We start from the raw sequence: 19,434 nt of genomic DNA, 5'->3' as shown, positions 1-19,434 counted from the left end.
TTTCATCCTTTCATCATGAAAATTTTTTTATGATTTTTAAGAAGTTAATCCACCATCAATCGTCAAAACTGCACCATTTACATAAGATGCATCCGTTGAAATTAAGAAACCTATCACATTTGCAATCTCATCTGCTGTTGCAAGTCTTCGCATCGGTCCATTTTCCTCTGAACTCGTCTCAATTCCCTTCGTCATATTCGTTATTACACCACCAGGACAAATAGCATTTACTCTTATTCCACTAGATCCATATTCGATGGCTGCTGTTTTTGTTAGTCCAATGACACCATGTTTGCTTGCTGCATAGCCTCCTAAATATGGCTGCCCTTGAATGCCTGCTGCAGAAGCAGTATTCACAATAACTCCTGATTTTTGTTGCTCCATTTCTTTTAATACATATTTTAGACCTAGAAAAGCACCTTTAAGGTTAACGGCTATTATCCTATCAAAACTTTCTTCCTCTAAATCTCCTAATAAAGATGGCGGGCTTAATACACCTGCATTATTAATGAAAGCATCAATTTTCCCGAAATTTCCCTTGGCCACTTCGACATATTTCTTAACGTCCTGACTTTTGGACACATCCGCATGTACAAAAATAACATGTTGATTATGTTCCTTTACCGCTTCTAGGGTCTCCTGTCCATTTGTTTCATCAAAATCTACTAAAACAATCGCTGTATTCTTTTTTGCTAAAAGTTTAGCAGTCTCTCTTCCGATACCACTACCTGCCCCCGTAATAATTACTACCTGTTGTTCCATTGTACTTCCCCCTTCCTCGTATCATCAGTTACGATATTGTTTTTAATCTCAACAGCGTATAGCCTTCATAATTATTTTGGGCAATCTCGTTACAGCGTTTCGTGTAATAATCAAATCCGCCAAGATATATTAAAAAGCTTCGAGGCTTTCCTGCTATATTGGCGCCTGTGTACCAAGAATCACCCTTGACATATAACGTTCCATTAGCAATTTCACGATTATGCTTACTCCACTCTTCCTCTGCTTATATATTGGTCTCTATTACATCAATGTTATACTCACGCAAATATTCAATGCAATTTGCGATCCATTCTACGTGCTGTTCGATAGCAGTTGGCATATTGACAAGCACAGATGGACTTTCGGGACCTGTAATCATAAACAAGTTCGGAAACCCTGCTGTCGTTAAGCCTAAATACGTTGTAACCGACGCCCCGTTCTCCCATTTATCCTTTAATGCAAGGCCGTCTTTTCCTTGAATATCGATTTTAAATAAAGGACCTGTCATACCATCATAGCCAGTAGCAAAAATAATAATATCTAAATCATATTGACCATTCATTGTTTTAATGCACGCTTCTGTTATCTCCTCTATTGGTGATTCCTTTACATCAACTAATAAAACATTCTCTCTGTTGTACGTTTCAAAATAATCGGTATCTAGTACTTGTCTTTTCGTGCCATACATATACTTTGGACTTAGCTTCTCCGCTACTTTGGGATCTTTGACAACTTCACGGATTTTCGAGCGGATAAACTCTGCAGCCTGTTCATTCGATTGCTCATTTGTTAAAAAATCGTTATAAGACATTGCAAAAGCAAATCCACCCTCTGCCCAAGCATCCTCAAACACCTGCTGCCGTTTGCTTTCACTATCCTCCATAGCAGATCGATCATTTTGTATGTGAGGTGTACCCGATATAGAATTCCTCATTGCATGCTTTAACGTTTCAAAGTTTTCCTTAGTACTTCGAATAAATTCCTTGTCATAAGTATGGTTTCGTGCAGGAACTGTATATTGTGGTGTACGCTGAAATACTGTTAAATGCTTTGCCTCTTTTGCTATTACTGGAATTGCTTGAATTCCACTTGAACCTGTCCCAATTATCCCTACTCGTTTTCCAGTAAAATCAACCTTTTCATGTGGCCAATGTCCAGTATGATACCACTTACCTTTAAATTGATTTAATCCTTTAATATTTGGAATATTTGCAGCCGATAAGCAGCCTTTTCCTGTAATGAAATACTTTGCGAAAACTTGATTGCCATCATTTAAATGAATAAGCCACTTACTACGCTCTTCATCAAAATGTGCAGCATTTACACGTGTATTAAATTGAACATCCTTTCGCAAATCAAAACGATCTGCTACATAGTTTAAATAGCTTAATATTTCCTCTTGCTCTGGGAATCTAGATGTCCAATTCCACTCCTCGTACAATTCTTTTGAAAACGTATAATTATAATAGATGCTTTCAACATCACATCTAGCACCAGGATAGCGATTCCAATACCAAACGCCACCTACTCCGTCCCCTGCTTCATAAACAACTGTAGAAAACCCCTTACTCCTTAGTTGATATAACATATAAAGTCCTGCAAACCCTGCACCAAGTACGATTGCATCTACCTCTTTGATTGAATGATTTTTCATTCACTGTTCCTCCCCCACTTCGTTAATTTGTCAAACAGTCCTATAAACTTCTACAAATTTAATGACTAAAGAAAAAAAGAATATCTTAGCATTAATATTACAATTTACAGAAAATATTGAAAATTCCTCATTTCAAGCGTATTATATACTTAAAAAAAGGGGATACAACATGTCAAATCTTTATACCATTCAAAAACATTTTGACACTATTGATAACTTTACGAATCATGAAGAGTTGCTGATACACATTTTGCAGGTATATTTGAATTCATTCCCTATTAAAGATGCCTATTTATTGAGATATTCTCCAATAGGATTTGTTGCTGAAGGCATTATTTATTTAAATGAGTCTGAAGGAATCCATATCGGAGAAATTAGAGAGGAGATACGTAGTTTTCCAATTATCTATTCTGCCATTGTCGATAAAAAAGCAAAGTTTTGCACAGGGATGGATTATTTGAAAAACATTAGTATTAAATATGTTGTCGCCTCTAAAAATAACAAGCTTTTAATCGTGCCTATATTTATCAGGCCATATGTTTTCGGTTATATTTGTAGCACTCATTTTGAAGAAGATATAGAAATAAGTGATACGCTTTTAGATGATTTAACTAGCTTTGGTAATATGGTTGGACATTTATTAATTCAATCCAAAGGGAAAAGCAAAGATGTTTCTCTTAGTAAACGGGAGTTAGAGGTTATGATGCAGGTTTCTAACGGAGACAGTACGAAGGAAATTGCAAATAGTATGGATTTAAGCGAATTAACGATCAATCAATATGTAAAATCTGCAATTAAAAAGCTAAAGGCTAAAAACCGTTCCCATGCTATTTGCTTACTTTATCAGCAAGGCATTATTTTATAAAATATATGAAGGGGATTTTCCCCATCCCCTTCGTTGTAAAATTATTCAATCACTCTATTGGTACTCTGTTCTTTTCGTTTTAATCGACCGTCAAGAGACAAATTCGTCCATATCCTTATGGCCTACTCAAATGGACCACGCTTTAATCTTTTATAGAATAATGAAGTAATCCTTCAAAATCCTTCATTTCCGAATTAAGATTGTTATACGTATATTCATAGTTCATTCCCAGTTTATCTACAATTCGTAAAGATGCCACATTTTCAGGATGAATAACAGCAATAACTTTAAATAAACCAATCTTATTAAACGCATATTTCAGTAAAGCTTGTGCCGCTTCATACGCAATCCCTTGCCCTCTATAAGCTTCCGAAATACCATAATATATTTCGATCTCAGTTTCTTTTACATCATCTGGACCAAGGCCACAATAGCCAATTAACGTTTGGCTTTCCCTATCTACAATGGCTAGATTAAGCTTATGTATTTTAGTAGGCGTGTTTTTTTTGTTACATTGAATGGACCACTCTATTGTTCGCTGAACATCATCACGGCTAGGCACATCCTCTGGGATAAATCGATAAAAATCAGGCTCAGAAACCACTGCATATAATGCATCCAAATCAGTTAGAGCATATGGGCGAATTACTAGTCTCTCAGTTTCAATATATAGATTTAAAAACATAATGATCACTCCTTAACAATTAAAATTTAAAAGATCGTCCAGTCTTTCATGTACATATACTAGTCCCAATAATTCTTCATTAAATCAGTTGCCCAATGTGGCTGTTTTATCTCACCTTTTGGTAAAAACTCTTTCATTACAGGTTTTATATCAATGATTGGTGTTCCATCAATAGCATCTAAACCTTTAACGATTAATGTTCTATCCTTTAATTCTAGTAATTCTACAACCGTTACACCTATTTTATTAGGTCTATTTTTACCTCTTTGTGCAAAAATGCCGACTTCCGGATAGTCCGTATTATTTCTTGGATATCTTGCTTCATATTGGATTTTTTCAACTGCAACTTTGTCAAAATAAAAAATTATTTCTAAATGAGAAAAATCATCAATCCCTTTTAAAGAAGATTCATGAATATCTTTTGTTAATGCAATAGTAGAAATGACGTCACCCCAATTGTCGTCTTCAATCACTTTTCGGCTATTGCTCACTACAGCGATTGGTTTAATGTTATAGATCATATCAAGACCTCTTCTCTTCGTTGATTTCTTCATGCACATTTCCGTTTAATCCCAGTATACTTTAGCTATCACTTATGTCAATTTATGGCATCACACTTATAATTTCTAAGCTCATCACCATACGTGTGGTTGACTTCCGCTCCCTGAGGGCGTCTAATGTGCCATTTTCAAAGGAATTTCACCAACTTAATAGAGAACCCAACATAATTGTCTCCCCTGCAGCAAATGTGCCAAAGGATCTCTTAAAATGCATGTATTCACTGTTCTTTTTTTTATTTTTTGTAAAAATAAAATATATGAAAATGTTACGAGGAATATGATATGGTATATTATCTACAATGAAATTTTAGAAGGTGGAAAACATGTTAGAAGTAAGCGAAAGTAAGTTAGCACAATATATTATACATTTTATTAGCGATACACTCGTGTTAGGTGAGGAGTCATTTTTGCAGCCAGAGGTCATGCTAGAGGCAGCTTTTACACAGCTAGCGTTTAGTAAAATCGATTTAGAGCAGCAATACGAATTTTTCCATGAAACAAATATTGAGTTAAATGAGGTGTACACATATGTAAGGTCAATTTTTGATCAGGAGACTAGTTTCCATGAACAATCAATAAACATCGCTAAACACTTACATAATGTATCTCAACACCCTAACATTAAAAGCGGCGAATTGTTTATTGGACTATTTGACAATTGTTTTCTAGCTACAGAAGCTAAAAAAATAATTGCTATTGTTAAAATTGATGAAAAAGAAATGTTTTTAGATGTGAAAAATGACCAAAACAAAATGATTGTCAACGGTATTGATGGAATTAATGTAAAGAAAATTAATAACATGGCCATCATCGTAGATATGGGGACGGATAAGGCACCTGCTGTCTTTATGAAAACGAAAAGGAAAGAAGATATTGTCTACTGGCAAGAACGATTTTTAAAGATTAAAGCAGCTGATGAACATTATTACAAAACGAATTTAGCATTAACAGAATGCAAAAAATATATTTTAAAAGAAGAGAGCTTTACCAATACTGAGAAACTGGGGCTTTTAAATAAAACGCTTGATTACTTTAGAAATGAAGATGAATTTCAAGTAAATAATTATATTGAAACAGTGTTTGAAAATGCGGAGCCAACACAAAAAGATATTATTATAAATTCGGTAAAACCTTATGAAACCGTTATTTCTGAGAGCGCACTTGAAAAGGCTGAAAAAAAATATAAACGTAAAATTAAACTCGATTCTAATATTGAGATCCAGGTGAACGTACAGGATATCGACCAAGTGGATGAACTCATCGAAGTAGGATACGATGAATCTACAAATCGAAAATTCTATAAGATTTATTTCCAGGAAGAACTATAAGACTTTCCTAGTTTACAAGGGACGCTCCTCACCATTGCGTGTGGTTGATTTCCGTTCCGACTGGGCGCTTTGTTGCTGACGCTTCGCTTTCGCACAGAGCAAAGCTTCCTGGGGGCGTCCAGTCTCCACTCCAATCAACAATCGACTTATTAATAAACCATTCCCCTTAAAAATCTAGCAAGTTGCAACTTTAAACATCTTCGGGATTATTAAATATATCACCTATACACCAAATTTGTTAATGTGTTACAATTTAGTTAAATAATTTTATTAAATAGGAGGATCTTTTTAATATGTCCTATATAAACGATTTACAATATTATATTGATAGTGCTTCAATCGGGATTTTACTCGAACTTCTTTTAGTGACAACTTGTATTTCAACTATTATTTATTTAGTAACTAAAAACCAATATATTTCGTACTTATCGTCTGCACCAATATTTTATTTTCTTTCGATAATTTTGTACCACAATTCGCACTTCATTCTGCTTGTCTTAGCAATGACAGTACAAGCCTTAGTTATTTTATTTATCCAAAAGAAGAACCTACTAAAGATAATTACAATGAAAGACAAAGCTCACGACAGTATTTAAGATGATAAAATAAAGGACTTGTTTTTATGTTTTATCAACAAGTCCTTTAACTTAAAAAATACCACCTTAAACTCTTCCACATGTTAATGCTCTGGCCCAATCAGATCTATTTTGATCTCCGCTCCGTTTAATAACTTCCGTAGTATCATAAGGGATGCTCAACTGCTCAATAATCCATTCACCATTCCGTTTTTCTACAACTGTATAGTTCGCAAATGGTGTGCCTGATTCAATCTTATAATAAAACGGTTCGACTTCTTCATAAGCCGGCAAACCGACACTGCCTGGGTTAATAATGATTTTGTTGTTAGGTAAATAAACAATCGTTGGTAAATGGGAGTGACCACAAAAAATAATATTTTGAGGAATATCTTTTACTAAATTCATTATTTCCTCTGCCTGTTTCAAAGTAACACCATTTGGAGTAATTTCATTCAACATATACAGCTCATCATTTTCAGGTGAAGCATGACAAAAGTAAAAATCATCTGTCTGAATCGAAAATGGAAGATTACATAGCCAGCTTTTATGTTCTTCTGAGAGCATGTCTAATACATATTGAACGGTCGGATTTTCCGATGTAGACTGTAATAATATCCGATCACAATTTCCACTTACACTTTTAATATCTGTACTCTTTATCATTTCATATGTTTCTAACGGGAATAACGGTCCGTAAAGAGTATCACCTAAATTATAAACTTTATCGATACTTCTATATTTTATATCCTCTAACACTGCTCTTAATGCATCTTTATTTCCATGAATATCTGATATAACAGCTATTTTCACTATATCCTCACCTTAATTAGTTTTACATTTCTGGAGCTTCTACACCGAAATTTGCCCCTCCTCTTTAGCTGGACCATAAATGCCTGGAACAGATACAGATTAGTAGAGTTTATCAATATATTTATTTAATTCTTTTTGATTAATCTGTCCTTTTATTGTGTACTTTAATATACCTTTAGCATCAAATATAAAAGTTGTTGGATAAACCAATATTTCAAATGATTTTTGAAGTGTACCATCTAAATCAAGAAATATAGGGAAATTCAGATTGTATGACTCTTGAAATTTTATGGCATTTTCACTACTATCTTTAGAAGTTGCATTGATCGCTAACAGCTCAACATTTTCAGATTTATTGTTATAAAAATTTCTTAATTCAGAAGCCTCTTCTTGACAAGGCCCACACCAAGATGCCCAAAAATTAACGATTAGGACCTTTCCATTATATTCTTTAAATGTTGTTGATGATTCGTCTAATCGTGTTAACTTTGCATCAAAAATAAGCTGTTTTGTTCCATCTTCATTTTCTACTATCGGATTAACTGTTGCTTCTTTTATGAATACATTTTTCAAAACAATTCCTATAAGTAATACGACTAATAAAGCTGAGAAATATAAACTAAAACGCTTTTTAAACTGCATAAATGATCACCTAAATTACCCCTTTTTAAATATCTAAACGTACCTATATTGAATTTTGATAAGCTAACATTAATTTTTCTTTGGCTTTCTGACCTGCTAATCCTGTTTTTAATAATTCATCAGATGTTTGATGATCTAAAGTTTTAGTAAATTGGTTTAATAGGTTATCTCTCAGAACATCTGACATCTCCCCTGTGCTTTGATCTTTATCTTGTCCCTTTGGTAATTTAGTTTCTTTAATCATTACTCTTTCCCCATCTAATTTAGTTACATAATGACGAATATAACCACCTTCTCTTTTAATTTCATATTTCGCTTTTGCCTGTTTATTTTTATCTAAAAATAAATCTGGAGATAGTCTATTTAATTCATCTTTTTTAATCGTATTTATGTAATTATTATTTGTAAATCGGATCCTCATTCTATTGCCCTCTTTCATTCGTTTTTTCGGCATTCAAAGAATACTACTTAATCAATTTTCCATTATATAAATCAATTACCATTTTAACCAATTTGATTAATTTGGTCTACTCTTTATAAATCGTAGTAGCTATCCCCTTTTATCATTGCAGTCTTGCGAGATAACATTTTTGGCCTGCGGAAAATTCTTTCGAACAAATCAGTAGTGATTCTCATATTAATATTGCGAAGAATCTTGACGTTTTCCCTTTATAACAGGCTTGTTTATGCGCGATCCATATGATGAAAAATTTCCCACATAAAAGTTGACTCTCGAATTTGTCCAATGTTATATTTACTAATGCAGTAATTTACTAAATTACTAAAAGAATAACTAAGGGGTTGTAATTGATGAAAATACCTACACATTTAAAGCATAAACCTGTTATTGTTGCTGAAAATTATGCCGATATTGATGGGCGTACTGCTTATCATACAGATGCACAGGGGCTTTCACTTGGCTTAGCTCAATGGAATGACAGGGGCAAGGTTGATATTTCTGCTAAAGTGTGGCGTCATACAGGTGGTAAATGGTCACGTCAATCGGAGGAATTGCCACTTCATCGCGTGCTTGATCTCGCTATTTTAGTTTGTGAGTCTCAGCTTTATTTTAAGGAAGCTTATCGCTACGATCATTTATATGATGAAGAAAACCCTGTTATTAAACGTGTTGGCTTACAGGGGGATGCAATGACAGTGGAAGTATGTACGGAAAATGAACAAATTAAAGAGGACATTCAGCTCTTTAATCAAGCATTAAGTGCGGATGGTGAGCTAATTGGCGAACGCCTGCGCACGCTATCACATATTTTAAAGGAAATGGGTTATTAAAACTCAAGAGGGCATAAAAATGGACCAACAAATTTTACATGATGATAAAAAACTGCAGAAAGCTTTTTTTAACTTTTTAATCCCTGTTATGCTAGCGAATGTGCTGCAATCACTAGGGCAAGTCTTTGGCATGTTTATCGTTGGGCGCAATTTAGGTGTCGATGCGCTAGCGGCGATTTCAGCATTTTTCCCATTCTTCTTCTTTTTAATGGCATTTGCTATTGGAATTGGCTCAGGTAGCTCGATTTTAGTAGGGCAAACGTATGGGGCTGGCAATCACGAGAAGATGAAGGAGGTTGTAGGGATAACATTAGCCTTTACGACGATATTATCGATTGTCGTTGCGATTTTTGGTGGCTTTTTCATTGAGTGGATTTTACGCTTTATGCAAACACCCGCAAATATTTTAGATATGAGTATTAGCTATGCTAAAATTTTATTTTTTACACTACCGATTATGTTCTGGTATTTGGTGTACACAACCTTTATGCGTGGTGTAGGTGACTCTAAAACACCTTTTTTATTTTTAGTCATTAGTGTTATTTTAAATATCGCATTCCTACCACCATTAGTTTTCGGCTGGCTTGGTCTGCCTGAGTTTGGCTTAAACGGCGCTGCTTATGCCTCTGTTTTATCCAATCTGGTGACGATGTTATTATTATTTGCCTACCTGCATAAAACAAAGCATATTTTGCGCTTAGACAAATCGATATTACAGCATTTTAAATTAAAGAAGGATATTTTAGCTTCATTATTAAAGTTAGCCATTCCGGCGAGCATTAGTATGGTTGCGATCTCTGTAGCTGAAATTGCTGTAATTGGCTTCGTTAATGTTTACGGCTCCGATGCTACTGCCGCTTACGGTGTTGTCAATCAGGTCGCTAGCTATGCACAAGTGCCAGCGATGAGCATTTCTATTGCGACATCTGTATTTGTGGCGCAGGCTTTAGGGGCAAACTCTACGGATATGATTAAAAAAATTCGTCAATTCGGTGTGCTCGTTAACTATATTTTAGGCGGCGCGATTATTTTAATAATGTATTTATTTGCAGAGCCTATTTTATCTTTCTTTATTGATAAACAGGATACGGTACTTATTGCCAAGGATTATTTATATATCGCATTTTGGAGCTATTTAATTTTTGGCCATACACAAACCGTTTCGGCTACAATGCGTGCTACAGGTGTTGTCTTATGGCCTACAATTTTCTTAGTCATCGCAATTTGGGTAGTCGAGGTACCATTGGCGTTTATTTTATCGCATTACACTACATTCGAGCTAAATGGCGTTTGGATAGCTTATCCTGCTGCTTTCTGTGTGCATTTTGTATTACAATACGCATACTTCAAGTTAGGCTGGCAAAAACGAACATTAAAAGCAATGCTGAGCGATTAATCTTTATGATAGAGCCTGTAGACAAAGCCGCATGCGTAGCTTTGTTTACAGCAATTTTATAGGGTTTAGGGTAAGTAGAACACCCGATAGCATTGATAAATCAGGATTTAAGCTTCCTTAGGCGGAATTATTCCCCAAACCAGTAGGAGAAAGAATACTAATCCAATTAAAAAAAATATAACTGAAGTAATAAATATCGGACCAATTTTATAAGTGAACTGCTCTCTTTTCTGAATTATGCCTGTTTGCCCACTAACTTGAGAAGCAAATACCCTAGAAATGGCTCCACCACTACTAGAAAAGTAAAAAATGCCTCCAGCAAAAGCTATACCAGTGAAAAACATTACCTCAATAAATCTTACGGAGAAAAATGAAGCAATAAAATACGTAATTAAAACTTCCACAATAAATGCTACTATCATAATTATCAAATTTTTCCTACTCATATAAATCCCCCTACTCTTCAAAGTTTATGCTTCTTACTCTGTATACGATTGAATTTAAATCAAATTCCAATTTTATACTTTTTAACCATTTCATTTTTTAATTTTATTTCACCGTTCTATCCAATTATTTTTACCATAATACCAGATAGGTGATTGTCAATTGTTGCGCCAATCCATTTTTTCATTACAATACTTCTTTTTCGCATAAAAAAAAGGCATCCTAATGAAAGGATGCCTTTTTTATGGTTACATCATTAAAATTAAAGTTTTACGATGTTTGTAGCTTGAGGTCCACGTTGGCCTTCTTCTACTGAGAATTCAACTTTTTGACCTTCTTCAAGAGTTTTGAAGCCGTCACCTTGGATAGCTGAGAAGTGAGCGAATACGTCATTTCCACCTTCTACTTCGATGAAACCGAAACCTTTTTCTGAGTTAAACCATTTTACTGTACCTTGTGTCATTTGAATGACCTCCATTAATTGTATTAATTAAAATCATATTACCAAAAGAAAATTCACATATTACAAAAAGCATCAAATAAAACACGATTACTCTTTGTAATATGTGAATTTATTGTTCTCTTGAAAACGATTTTATTACATTTACTATATACAAAAAAAACACATTTGTCTAGTACTAAAGAAAATTATTAAATAAACAGTTTTCTTTCTAACCTGATACGTCACTAAATAAGTTCAACTAATAAGGTGCGATAATCTTTTTAGATCAACGCACCCCGTTAGTAACTTAGTTTTTGACAAATATCTATTGTGGTTCAATTGCCATTAATTTTAGACCAAGACAAGACTAATAAATACAACGCCTGCTACCTTATTCATAATCGTATTAAACAGTTTGCTATCTTTCTATGCTTTGTGTTGCTAACGTTGCTCCATATGTATCACAAACGTACCATACGAGTACAAATAATCGAGAATGTCGCACCTAAAATTAGAAATGGTCATGAACCAAAGCTGTTATCTGCTGAATTGAATTGTGGTAAGAAGAAGAAGGAGAAGTAAAACAAAATATTTTTAGGATTCGAAACATTCGTCATTACACCTTCCATATAATCCTTTTTCATAGAGCCGCTAGAGGTACGCTTTACTTCTAAGCCCTCGTTTTTTTGAAAAGTTCAACGTCAGCGCGTTGCTCTTGCACGTGCTATTGTAAGCCAATCTCCGCTATGCCTAATGGACGAGCCTTTATCCAATTTAGATGCACAATTACGAACACAAATGCGGACAGAAATCAAACAACTACAAAAAAAATTGGGCTTAACAACTATTTATGTAACCCACGATCAAACAGAAGCGATGACCATGGGTGATCGGATAATGGTTTTACATAATGGATGTATTCAGCAAATTGGAACACCTCTAGAACTGTATAATCAACCTAGAAATCTATTTGTTGCAAGTTTTATAGGCTCTCCTACTATAAACATGGCAACTGCAGTTCTAGAAGATTCTACGCTTATTATTGAAAATCAATTTAAAATGAAACTTCCAACCGATGTTTATACACGTTTACCTCAACATACACCATTAACAGTTTGCGTACGTCCAGAGCATCTCCAAAAAGGAGACGCTTTGCATCTTCCTATAGTAAATATTGAACAGCTAGGACATGAAACGTATATCATTGTCCGATTGGACGATTAAATGGAGTGGCCAACATACCTTTTAAATCGGAGAAACACTTTCTCTCCAGCCTCAACACCTATTATTTTTTGATGCGGAAACAGAAGTATTATTATAATTTTCCCGATAATGTAAAAAAACTTGCCTTTTCGGCAAGTTTTTTTCACACCATACATTATTAAAGTGTTTCATATATAACTTGTCCCATTTGAGTGACGTCATAATCTCCTAGTGCAACTACTTCTGATTGGAAATCTGGTGAATTTAAAATCTCTTTTACCGATTCAACCAGCAATTGATTTTCAGGTGTTTTTAATAGGACAATATCATAACGTTCTCTAACAAGTGGTATAAAGTCAACCTCTATGAGTTTTGATATTTTTTCAATGCCTATTCCAATGTCTGCATTCCCATTTGCGACAGCAGAAGCTACATCTATATGGCTCATTTCTTCTTCGTTATACCCTTCTATTGAGGATGGAGATATGTGATGAATACGTAATTGTTCATCTAGGAAAGTACGAGCACCTGAACCTTTTTCACGGTTCATCAATTTTAGTGATTTATTCTTAAAATCATCCATTGATTGAATTTGCAATGGATTTCCTTTTTGAACGTAAAAGCCTGCTCGGCGTGAAATCAAATTGAGAAGAATATAAGAGTGACTTACAAAAATCTTTTTCAAATAAGGTGTATTATATTTCCCTGTATCACCATCGTACAAATGTAAACTAGCAATATCACATTCCCCATTATATAGCGCCATGACACCATTAAAGCTACCTTCATGTGAGCGTAATACTTTATTTGATTGTTTTTTCTCTATATATTTTCCTAATAAGTCTAAGGCTAAATCTTGTCCGCTAATAATAATTTTTTTATTTTTTGGCGAAGGAGTAGTCGAGGCAGGAGATGCAGCAGGAGTTGCTCCTGTCTTGCTCTTTTGTATATATAACTGTAAATCGGTTCTATCCACACGCATTTGTCGGCCTACACGAAAAATAGGTAAATCTCCCTTTTTCACTAAATCGTAGATCGTTAATTTTGAAACTTTTAATAATTGAGCCACCTCTTCAATCGTATAGGAATGTTCATGTGACATGTAAAAAATCTCCCCTTCTACTTCTATTGATACTATAGTAACTTAATTATAATATTTTTAACATCTTGAAAGTTTCTAGCGATTTGGTATATCTTTTTTAGACATAACTAATTATAATTAGTTATGTCTTGTTATAACGAGTTATAAAAGGAGTATATTCAAAGTGAAAAAGTATTTTAGTTTAATAGCTTCATTGTTACTATTGGTCGGCATTTTAGCAGGTTGTGGTAGTCAAGGGAGCAACAACAAAACAAACGAGTCTGTTGAATTAACAATTTCCGCAGCAGCTAGTTTACAAGATTCATTAGAAGAACTTCAAAAAGCCTATGAAAATGAACACGATAATATTAAAATCACATTTAACTTTGGTGGCTCTGGTGCTTTACAACAACAAATTTTAGAAGGTGCTCCTGTGGATCTTTTCTTTTCAGCAGCAGAAGATAAGTTTGATGAGTTAGTACAAAAAGATTTAATCGATAAAAAGCTAGGAACTGATCTTTTAGCGAACGAATTAGTATTAATCGTTCCTAAGAAAAATGAAAAACATATTCAATCATTTGAAGACTTAACAAAAGTTGATAAGATTGCTGTTGGTACACCTGAAACGGTTCCTGCTGGCAAGTACGGTATAGAAACATTGAAAAACATGAACCTTTGGGAAAATGTAGAATCAAAAGTAGTGTATACAAAAGACGTACGACAAGTTCTTACTTATACAGAAACTGAAAATGTTGATGCAGGGTTGGTTTATAAAACAGATGCCCTTGTGTCAGAAAAAGTCGATGTCGTTGCTACAGCCAAAGAAGATACACATACACCTATTATTTATCCTGTAGGTGTTATCAAAGATAGTAAGCATGCAAAAGAAGCGGAAGATTTTTATCACTATTTACAAAGTGATCAAGCGATGAAAGTATTTAAAATATACGGCTTTCAAGGAACTCATTAATAGATGAGTACGGATTTCTGGTCACCTCTTAAGCTTTCTATTGAGATAGCGCTTGTGTCAGGAATAATTGTCATAGTAACAGGTATTCTATTCGGTAAATGGATGGCAAAACGTAATTTCAAAGGGAAATTATTTCTAGAAACAATGTTACTTTTACCATTAGTATTACCTCCTACTGTAGTAGGATTTCTTCTAATTATTATTTTTGGCAAAAACAGTGTGCTAGGTAACTTGATTACATGGCTTTTTAACCAACCCGTTATGTTCACTTGGTGGGCGGCTGTCATTGCCTCTACTGTTGTTGCATTTCCTTTAATGTATCAATCAGCAAGAACTGGCTTTGAATCTGTTGATGTGGACATTGAGAACGCTGCACGTGTTGATGGTGCTAACGAATGGCAAGTCTTTTTCTTTATTTCTATCCCTCTTGCATTAAAATCAATTGTCTCCGGTGGAATTTTAAGTTTCACACGAGCTTTAGGTGAATTTGGTGCAACCTTAATGTTTGCTGGAAACCTTCCGGGCAAAACGCAAACTACGCCACTTGCTATTTATATGGCGATTGGTTCTGGTAACATGTCACTCGCTTGGTCATGGGTGATTTGTATGATAGGTATTTCCTTCATTATGCTTCTGGGCGTTCATCTCATGAAGGCATAAAGTGAAACTTTAACCATTTACTGACGAGCCTTTTCAGGATAAATAGAATAAAAGATGTAGTCGGTTCACTAAACTGTACCAACTACATCTTTTCTTTTTACCCTCCACTAATGGGTGGAATAAAGGCGATTGTATCCCCTTCTTTTATAACCGTTGCATCTGTTGCAAATTCCTCATTCACTGCTGTCATGACATGTTGTAAATTAACTTGTGAATATTGCGTTTCCATCCATTCTTTAATTTGTCCAACTGTACGGTCTGACAGGTCTACACATAATTTTGACTCACCGATACTTTCTTGTAAGTGAGCAAATAGTAATATGTTAATCACAAGATTCCTCCTCACTTATTGATGGATTTCCTTTTGGATAAGGGACATTTTCTAATTGATCACCAATCCATTCAGTCTCATCTTCCCAATACTCTTTTTTCCAAATAGGCACAATTTGTTTAATACGGTCAATAGCAAATTCATTGGCTTCATAGGCTATTTTACGATGCGGTGATGAAACCGCAATTACTACGGCAATATCCGAAATTTCTAAATGACCAACACGATGTGTAATGGCTACTTTCGCTTCTGGCCATCGCTCTTGTATTTCTTTAGAAATTTGTTCGAACATTTTAATAGCCATAGATGGATAAGCTTGATATTCCAAATGCAGTGTTTTCTTGCCTTTCGTCATTTCACGTACTGTTCCGATGAAAACAGTGATCGCACCAGCATTTCGATCTGTTACTTTTTGTCTAACTTCTTCAACATCAATTGGTTTATCAATGATTTCAAACAACGATGTAGTCATGATTCTCTCCTCATTTCTTGTAATCAATTATGCCTCGGCGTAATTGCGTCCGGAATCGGCTTTGTGCTTAGGCCTGCAGATGTTTTTTGCGCGAAAGCGTAGCGGCAGCGGCACCGAAGGTCAGTTAGCTGTTATCGCATGGATGCGATGATTTTAGGCTAACATCCTATATTGAACTCCTTTCCGATTCTGTGACATCCGCCGGAGGCTTTAGGCCAACAAATGTTTTTTGCGCGAAAGCGAATCGTCAGCAGCATGATGTTGGTCACTCAGTCGTTGCCACAGGACGTGGCGTTCTTAGACTGAGTTCCTATATTTCAGCAGGTGTTTAGATACCCGCTGAAAAGTAACTTAAATCCTTATTTATCTCATCACTATAGAGGTGGGAGACTTCTGATGAAAGAAGTTAAAAATTTTATATACTGCGTTTCTTCTTGAATTGAAAAAGTTGGATAATCTAACGGTTTATTTAGTGGATATGTGGGCCAATAAAGAACACAGACGATATTGCTTACTTTTTGTAGTAAAGATTCATCTTCCGCCTTGCGCAAAAGAACAACCTTCGGATAATCTTCATTTTTATAGCCTTCAATGATAATGATATCCATATTAAATGTTTCATAAATAGCTAGTATATCAGCAAGCTGCCAGTTACTTTGGTGAATACTCATGCGCAAAGTACCTTCTCCCTCAACTGCTGTTACACTTGCGCCAGCCTTCTCATGGCGAACACTATCTTTTGAACTTTCTATCATAGGGATACCACCATGTCCATGATGCTTGATTGTTCCTACACGAAAATCTTCTGTGGTGGCTTGTGTAATGAGTTGTTCCATTAACGTTGTCTTGCCACTATTTTGATAGCCTACGATTTGTAAGATTTTTCGATAATGTCCCATGGCCACTCACTTCCCTGCAAATCTTCTAGCAATAAGACAACTACTTGCATGCCTTTTTCGTAACCACGTGATCCACCTGGTAATACAATAAAAGAATTGGCCTCCGCTAAGGATGAAACGGCACTAGATTTATCGAACCCAGAAGGAACTGCAACTAATTGACCGTTTTCGTAAGAAGCATTCGCACGCACAAAACGAGTAAACGGATTCGGTTTTTTAAAGTCCGCATTTAAAACAGCCTGCTCTCTACGTAGATGAGGTTGCTTATTACCAAACGCTGTTCTTATAATAGGTCGTGTAAATAATTCAAAACCAACATAGCAAGCTGACGGATTACCTGAAAGTCCAAATAATAATTGACCATTTCGAGCCGCAACAGTCGTTACACTACCTGGTCGCATTGCTACCTTGTTAAAAAGTACTTGTGCGTCAATGGCTTCATAAATGGCAGGTAAATAATCGTAATCACCTACAGATACTCCTCCTGTTGTAATCAATATGTCTACTTCCTGAAGAGCTTTTTCGACAGCTTGAATACATAAATTTAAATCATCGCTAAATTTACCAAAATATTTGACGGTTGCCCCAGCACGTTCAATTTGAGCCATTATCATATAGGCATTGCTATTACGAATTTTCCCTGGCTGCAAAGCATCACTCGGTTCTAGTAATTCACTTCCTGTTGCAATAACGCCAACGATTGGTTTTCGAAAAACAGGTACTTGATCATAACCAAAAGTAGCAAGTAATGCGACAACACCTGGATTGATGTATTGTCCTTTTTCAATAAGAATTGCGCCTTTTTGAACGTCCTCTCCCTTATAGGAAATATTTGTTCCTGTTTCATAAGAGCGTTTAATCGACATATACGATTGATTGTCTTCTTCAAATGTGTGCGTTAATTCTAACATAACGACTACATCACATCCGTTTGGGATAGGAGCTCCTGTCATAATACGCACCGCTTCTCGATCACCTACTTCTCCCTCAAATACATAGCCCGCGCCAATTTCCCCCACTACTTTAAAGGTTACTGGATTTTCTGAATTCGCTTCTTGACTATCGATCGAGCGAATAGCATAACCATCATAAGGGGAACGATCAAAAGCTGGTACATCTTGGTCTGCAGCAACATCTTCTGCTAAAAAACGTCCATGTGCTTGCTGTAGTGAAACGACCTCTATTTTTCCATGGAATGCAAACTCCATGACACGTTGAACAGCTTCTCCAACAGCAATTGGTTTTCTTTTTTCTAACATTTTAGAACACTCCTTTTATCCGAATAAACGATAATAAATGGTTTTAGCTTTTTGTATATCTTGTACACCGTGAATGACAACTCGTCCATCTTGGAAAATCACTAGTCGATAATCTTCTGCTTGGCAAGATAGTAAATAGGGATTTTGTTGAATATCACCATAGGGACGAAGTTGGACAGCGAGCTGATCCAAATTGTAGTGAATTGGTTTTGGTGGACGTATTTGAATAGCATCGCGACCACATAATACATTTAATTTTGTTTGATTTTCATATGATAAATACGGATAGCTCGGATTTTTGCCACAGGATGGACAATCATGATTGCGAATTTTTTCTACGTTTATTTCATAGTGTTGATTTTGCCAAACATCAAAAGTTAAATAACTTTTTCGTAATGCTTCTTCATCGCCTACTAAAAACTTTAATACCTCAGCTACTTGATAAGCTGCTACGATTTGAACAGTTGGACTTATAATTCCTACTGTATCGCATGTCATCCCTGTATTGGGCATCGCTGCTAACAAACAATGTAAACAAGGTGTTTTCCCTGGCACAATTGTATAAGTAGCACCATAACTACCAACACAAGAACCGTAAACCCAAGGAATTTGATATTTTTGTGCAAGATCGTTCATCATAAAGCGAATATCAAAGTTATCCGTTGCATCCATCATAATATCTACATCTGCAAGCAATGGGATTATTTGCTCTGTACACGCATCAAAAATATATTCGTTAATTTCTACCTCTGAGTTAATGCTTTGTAGTCGTTTTTTTGCAGCGATTACTTTAGGGACTTTTTCTAGCGCATCTTGTTCCGTATAAAGTTGTTGTCTTTGTAAGTTACTCCACTCTACATAATCACGATCAATAATCGTCAACTTTCCGATACCTGCCCTTACTAGAGCCTCTGCGCTAGCACTGCCTAAAGCACCAACCCCTATCATCAGGACATGCTTTTGTTGTAGTATTAGCTGCCCGTTTTCTCCGATTGGGCTGAATAATTGTTGTCTAGAATATCTATTATGCATAAACGTTTTTGCCTTTCTTTCTATGAATTTTAGTTTGACCTTTTAATTTATAGCTTTATAATAAAAGCAAT

The 19,434-nt window shown here is 35.3% G+C and carries 23 protein-coding genes; 8 read left to right on the top strand and 15 right to left on the bottom strand.

The annotated features are described in order from the left end of the window. Positions 1-36 precede the first annotated feature (36 nt). Entirely contained in the window at positions 37-762 is a 726-nt protein-coding gene (locus ABH968_RS00845) for an SDR family NAD(P)-dependent oxidoreductase (protein WP_370041688.1), read from the bottom strand. A gap of 244 nt (positions 763-1,006) precedes the next feature. Continuing rightward, positions 1,007-2,416 carry a flavin-containing monooxygenase gene (locus ABH968_RS00840; RefSeq protein WP_370041686.1) on the bottom strand — a complete coding sequence of 470 codons (1,410 nt, stop codon included), beginning with the start codon at positions 2,414-2,416 and terminating at the stop codon, positions 1,007-1,009. Between the two features lie 169 nt (positions 2,417-2,585). On the opposite strand from ABH968_RS00840, the gene ABH968_RS00835 reads away from it, so the two are divergent. Then, on the top strand, positions 2,586-3,281 hold the full coding sequence (locus ABH968_RS00835) for a response regulator transcription factor (RefSeq protein WP_370041685.1): 696 nt from the start codon (positions 2,586-2,588) through the stop codon (positions 3,279-3,281). 142 nt (positions 3,282-3,423) lie between these two features. On the opposite strand, the gene ABH968_RS00830 is transcribed toward ABH968_RS00835, so the two are convergent. Beyond that, positions 3,424-3,966 (bottom strand): GNAT family N-acetyltransferase, encoded by a 543-nt coding sequence (locus tag ABH968_RS00830; protein ID WP_370041683.1) that lies wholly within the window; start codon positions 3,964-3,966, stop codon positions 3,424-3,426. A gap of 59 nt (positions 3,967-4,025) precedes the next feature. Continuing rightward, positions 4,026-4,487, bottom strand: a complete 462-nt coding sequence (gene tsaA, locus ABH968_RS00825; protein ID WP_370041682.1) for a tRNA (N6-threonylcarbamoyladenosine(37)-N6)-methyltransferase TrmO — start codon at positions 4,485-4,487, stop codon at positions 4,026-4,028. A 362-nt stretch (positions 4,488-4,849) separates the two neighbouring features. Here tsaA and ABH968_RS00820 point away from each other — a divergent pair, with 362 nt between their 5' ends. After that, on the top strand, positions 4,850-5,854 hold the full coding sequence (locus tag ABH968_RS00820) for a nucleoid-associated protein (RefSeq protein ID WP_370041680.1): 1,005 nt from the start codon (positions 4,850-4,852) through the stop codon (positions 5,852-5,854). A gap of 293 nt (positions 5,855-6,147) precedes the next feature. Next, positions 6,148-6,450: a hypothetical protein gene (locus ABH968_RS00815; protein WP_370041678.1), complete on the top strand. Its 303-nt coding sequence runs from the start codon at positions 6,148-6,150 to the stop codon at positions 6,448-6,450. A gap of 66 nt (positions 6,451-6,516) precedes the next feature. On the opposite strand, the gene ABH968_RS00810 is transcribed toward ABH968_RS00815, so the two are convergent. The 3 genes from ABH968_RS00810 to ABH968_RS00800 form a co-directional block, all read right to left on the bottom strand. Then, the gene (locus ABH968_RS00810; RefSeq protein ID WP_370041676.1) at positions 6,517-7,242 is read right to left on the bottom strand and encodes a metallophosphoesterase family protein; all 726 of its coding nucleotides are present in this window, start codon (positions 7,240-7,242) and stop codon (positions 6,517-6,519) included. Positions 7,243-7,341: 99 nt separating this feature from the next. Then, a complete protein-coding gene (locus ABH968_RS00805; protein WP_370041674.1) occupies positions 7,342-7,884 on the bottom strand; it encodes a TlpA family protein disulfide reductase in 543 nt (180 codons plus the stop codon). A 43-nt stretch (positions 7,885-7,927) separates the two neighbouring features. Further along, positions 7,928-8,338: a hypothetical protein gene (locus tag ABH968_RS00800; RefSeq protein ID WP_370041672.1), complete on the bottom strand. Its 411-nt coding sequence runs from the start codon at positions 8,336-8,338 to the stop codon at positions 7,928-7,930. Positions 8,339-8,694: 356 nt separating this feature from the next. On the opposite strand from ABH968_RS00800, the gene ABH968_RS00795 reads away from it, so the two are divergent. Beyond that, on the top strand, positions 8,695-9,174 hold the full coding sequence (locus ABH968_RS00795; RefSeq protein WP_370041670.1) for a DUF6530 family protein: 480 nt from the start codon (positions 8,695-8,697) through the stop codon (positions 9,172-9,174). Positions 9,175-9,193: 19 nt separating this feature from the next. Further along, positions 9,194-10,570 (top strand): MATE family efflux transporter, encoded by a 1,377-nt coding sequence (locus tag ABH968_RS00790; protein ID WP_370041668.1) that lies wholly within the window; start codon positions 9,194-9,196, stop codon positions 10,568-10,570. 107 nt (positions 10,571-10,677) lie between these two features. Here the strand turns inward: ABH968_RS00790 and ABH968_RS00785 are convergent, their stop codons facing one another. Then, positions 10,678-11,016 (bottom strand): hypothetical protein, encoded by a 339-nt coding sequence (locus ABH968_RS00785; RefSeq protein ID WP_370041666.1) that lies wholly within the window; start codon positions 11,014-11,016, stop codon positions 10,678-10,680. A 260-nt stretch (positions 11,017-11,276) separates the two neighbouring features. Continuing rightward, positions 11,277-11,477, bottom strand: a complete 201-nt coding sequence (locus ABH968_RS00780; protein WP_053484870.1) for a cold-shock protein — start codon at positions 11,475-11,477, stop codon at positions 11,277-11,279. 876 nt (positions 11,478-12,353) lie between these two features. Here ABH968_RS00780 and ABH968_RS00775 point away from each other — a divergent pair. After that, on the top strand, positions 12,354-12,680 hold the full coding sequence (locus tag ABH968_RS00775) for an ATP-binding cassette domain-containing protein (protein WP_370041664.1): 327 nt from the start codon (positions 12,354-12,356) through the stop codon (positions 12,678-12,680). A 157-nt stretch (positions 12,681-12,837) separates the two neighbouring features. Here ABH968_RS00775 and ABH968_RS00770 read toward each other — a convergent pair whose 3' ends face one another. Further along, positions 12,838-13,761 carry a substrate-binding domain-containing protein gene (locus tag ABH968_RS00770; protein WP_370041662.1) on the bottom strand — a complete coding sequence of 308 codons (924 nt, stop codon included), beginning with the start codon at positions 13,759-13,761 and terminating at the stop codon, positions 12,838-12,840. A 163-nt stretch (positions 13,762-13,924) separates the two neighbouring features. Between ABH968_RS00770 and modA the strand changes: the two genes are divergently transcribed. Then, positions 13,925-14,710, top strand: a complete 786-nt coding sequence (modA, locus tag ABH968_RS00765) for a molybdate ABC transporter substrate-binding protein (RefSeq protein ID WP_370041660.1) — start codon at positions 13,925-13,927, stop codon at positions 14,708-14,710. Between the two features lie 3 nt (positions 14,711-14,713). Next, positions 14,714-15,370, top strand: coding sequence for a molybdate ABC transporter permease subunit (gene modB, locus ABH968_RS00760; RefSeq protein WP_370041658.1), 657 nt, complete (start codon positions 14,714-14,716; stop codon positions 15,368-15,370). Between the two features lie 97 nt (positions 15,371-15,467). Here the strand turns inward: modB and moaD are convergent, their stop codons facing one another. From moaD to ABH968_RS00735, 5 genes are all read right to left on the bottom strand, one after another. Continuing rightward, positions 15,468-15,701 carry a molybdopterin converting factor subunit 1 gene (gene moaD / locus ABH968_RS00755; protein WP_370041656.1) on the bottom strand — a complete coding sequence of 78 codons (234 nt, stop codon included), beginning with the start codon at positions 15,699-15,701 and terminating at the stop codon, positions 15,468-15,470. Next, the gene (locus ABH968_RS00750; protein ID WP_370041654.1) at positions 15,694-16,173 is read right to left on the bottom strand and encodes a molybdenum cofactor biosynthesis protein MoaE; all 480 of its coding nucleotides are present in this window, start codon (positions 16,171-16,173) and stop codon (positions 15,694-15,696) included. The genes moaD and ABH968_RS00750 overlap by 8 nt, the downstream gene beginning before the upstream one ends. A 374-nt stretch (positions 16,174-16,547) precedes the next feature. Then, positions 16,548-17,078 (bottom strand): molybdopterin-guanine dinucleotide biosynthesis protein B, encoded by a 531-nt coding sequence (mobB, locus tag ABH968_RS00745; protein WP_370041653.1) that lies wholly within the window; start codon positions 17,076-17,078, stop codon positions 16,548-16,550. Further along, positions 17,039-18,331, bottom strand: a complete 1,293-nt coding sequence (locus ABH968_RS00740) for a molybdopterin molybdotransferase MoeA (protein WP_370041651.1) — start codon at positions 18,329-18,331, stop codon at positions 17,039-17,041. The genes mobB and ABH968_RS00740 overlap by 40 nt, the downstream gene beginning before the upstream one ends. Positions 18,332-18,346: 15 nt before the next feature. Then, positions 18,347-19,363: a thiazole biosynthesis adenylyltransferase ThiF gene (locus ABH968_RS00735; protein ID WP_370041649.1), complete on the bottom strand. Its 1,017-nt coding sequence runs from the start codon at positions 19,361-19,363 to the stop codon at positions 18,347-18,349. Positions 19,364-19,434: the final 71 nt, after the last annotated feature.

It is taken from the genome of Lysinibacillus sp. RC79 (assembly GCF_041262405.1).
GTDB lineage: Bacteria > Bacillota > Bacilli > Bacillales_A > Planococcaceae > Lysinibacillus.
The sequence above is the reverse complement of the archived record's forward strand: the minus strand, read 5'-3'. Positions and strand labels throughout refer to the sequence as shown.

Excerpts from the sequence above, each read along its gene's own strand:
- ABH968_RS00845 (WP_370041688.1), bottom strand. The coding sequence starts at position 762 with ATGGAACAACAGGTAGTAATTATTACGGGGGCAGGTAGTGGTATCGGA.
- ABH968_RS00835 (WP_370041685.1), top strand. The coding sequence starts at position 2,586 with ATGTCAAATCTTTATACCATTCAAAAACATTTTGACACTATTGATAAC.
- ABH968_RS00795 (WP_370041670.1), top strand. The coding sequence starts at position 8,695 with ATGAAAATACCTACACATTTAAAGCATAAACCTGTTATTGTTGCTGAA.
- ABH968_RS00805 (WP_370041674.1), bottom strand. The coding sequence starts at position 7,884 with ATGCAGTTTAAAAAGCGTTTTAGTTTATATTTCTCAGCTTTATTAGTC.
- tsaA (WP_370041682.1), bottom strand. The coding sequence starts at position 4,487 with ATGATCTATAACATTAAACCAATCGCTGTAGTGAGCAATAGCCGAAAA.
- ABH968_RS00770 (WP_370041662.1), bottom strand. The coding sequence starts at position 13,761 with ATGTCACATGAACATTCCTATACGATTGAAGAGGTGGCTCAATTATTA.
- ABH968_RS00840 (WP_370041686.1), bottom strand. The coding sequence starts at position 2,416 with ATGAAAAATCATTCAATCAAAGAGGTAGATGCAATCGTACTTGGTGCA.
- ABH968_RS00785 (WP_370041666.1), bottom strand. The coding sequence starts at position 11,016 with ATGAGTAGGAAAAATTTGATAATTATGATAGTAGCATTTATTGTGGAA.
- ABH968_RS00820 (WP_370041680.1), top strand. The coding sequence starts at position 4,850 with ATGTTAGAAGTAAGCGAAAGTAAGTTAGCACAATATATTATACATTTT.
- modB (WP_370041658.1), top strand. The coding sequence starts at position 14,714 with ATGAGTACGGATTTCTGGTCACCTCTTAAGCTTTCTATTGAGATAGCG.
- ABH968_RS00735 (WP_370041649.1), bottom strand. The coding sequence starts at position 19,363 with ATGCATAATAGATATTCTAGACAACAATTATTCAGCCCAATCGGAGAA.
- ABH968_RS00800 (WP_370041672.1), bottom strand. The coding sequence starts at position 8,338 with ATGCCGAAAAAACGAATGAAAGAGGGCAATAGAATGAGGATCCGATTT.
- ABH968_RS00740 (WP_370041651.1), bottom strand. The coding sequence starts at position 18,331 with ATGTTAGAAAAAAGAAAACCAATTGCTGTTGGAGAAGCTGTTCAACGT.
- ABH968_RS00780 (WP_053484870.1), bottom strand. The coding sequence starts at position 11,477 with ATGACACAAGGTACAGTAAAATGGTTTAACTCAGAAAAAGGTTTCGGT.
- ABH968_RS00815 (WP_370041678.1), top strand. The coding sequence starts at position 6,148 with ATGTCCTATATAAACGATTTACAATATTATATTGATAGTGCTTCAATC.
- ABH968_RS00790 (WP_370041668.1), top strand. The coding sequence starts at position 9,194 with ATGGACCAACAAATTTTACATGATGATAAAAAACTGCAGAAAGCTTTT.
- ABH968_RS00775 (WP_370041664.1), top strand. The coding sequence starts at position 12,354 with ATGGTTTTACATAATGGATGTATTCAGCAAATTGGAACACCTCTAGAA.
- ABH968_RS00830 (WP_370041683.1), bottom strand. The coding sequence starts at position 3,966 with ATGTTTTTAAATCTATATATTGAAACTGAGAGACTAGTAATTCGCCCA.
- ABH968_RS00750 (WP_370041654.1), bottom strand. The coding sequence starts at position 16,173 with ATGACTACATCGTTGTTTGAAATCATTGATAAACCAATTGATGTTGAA.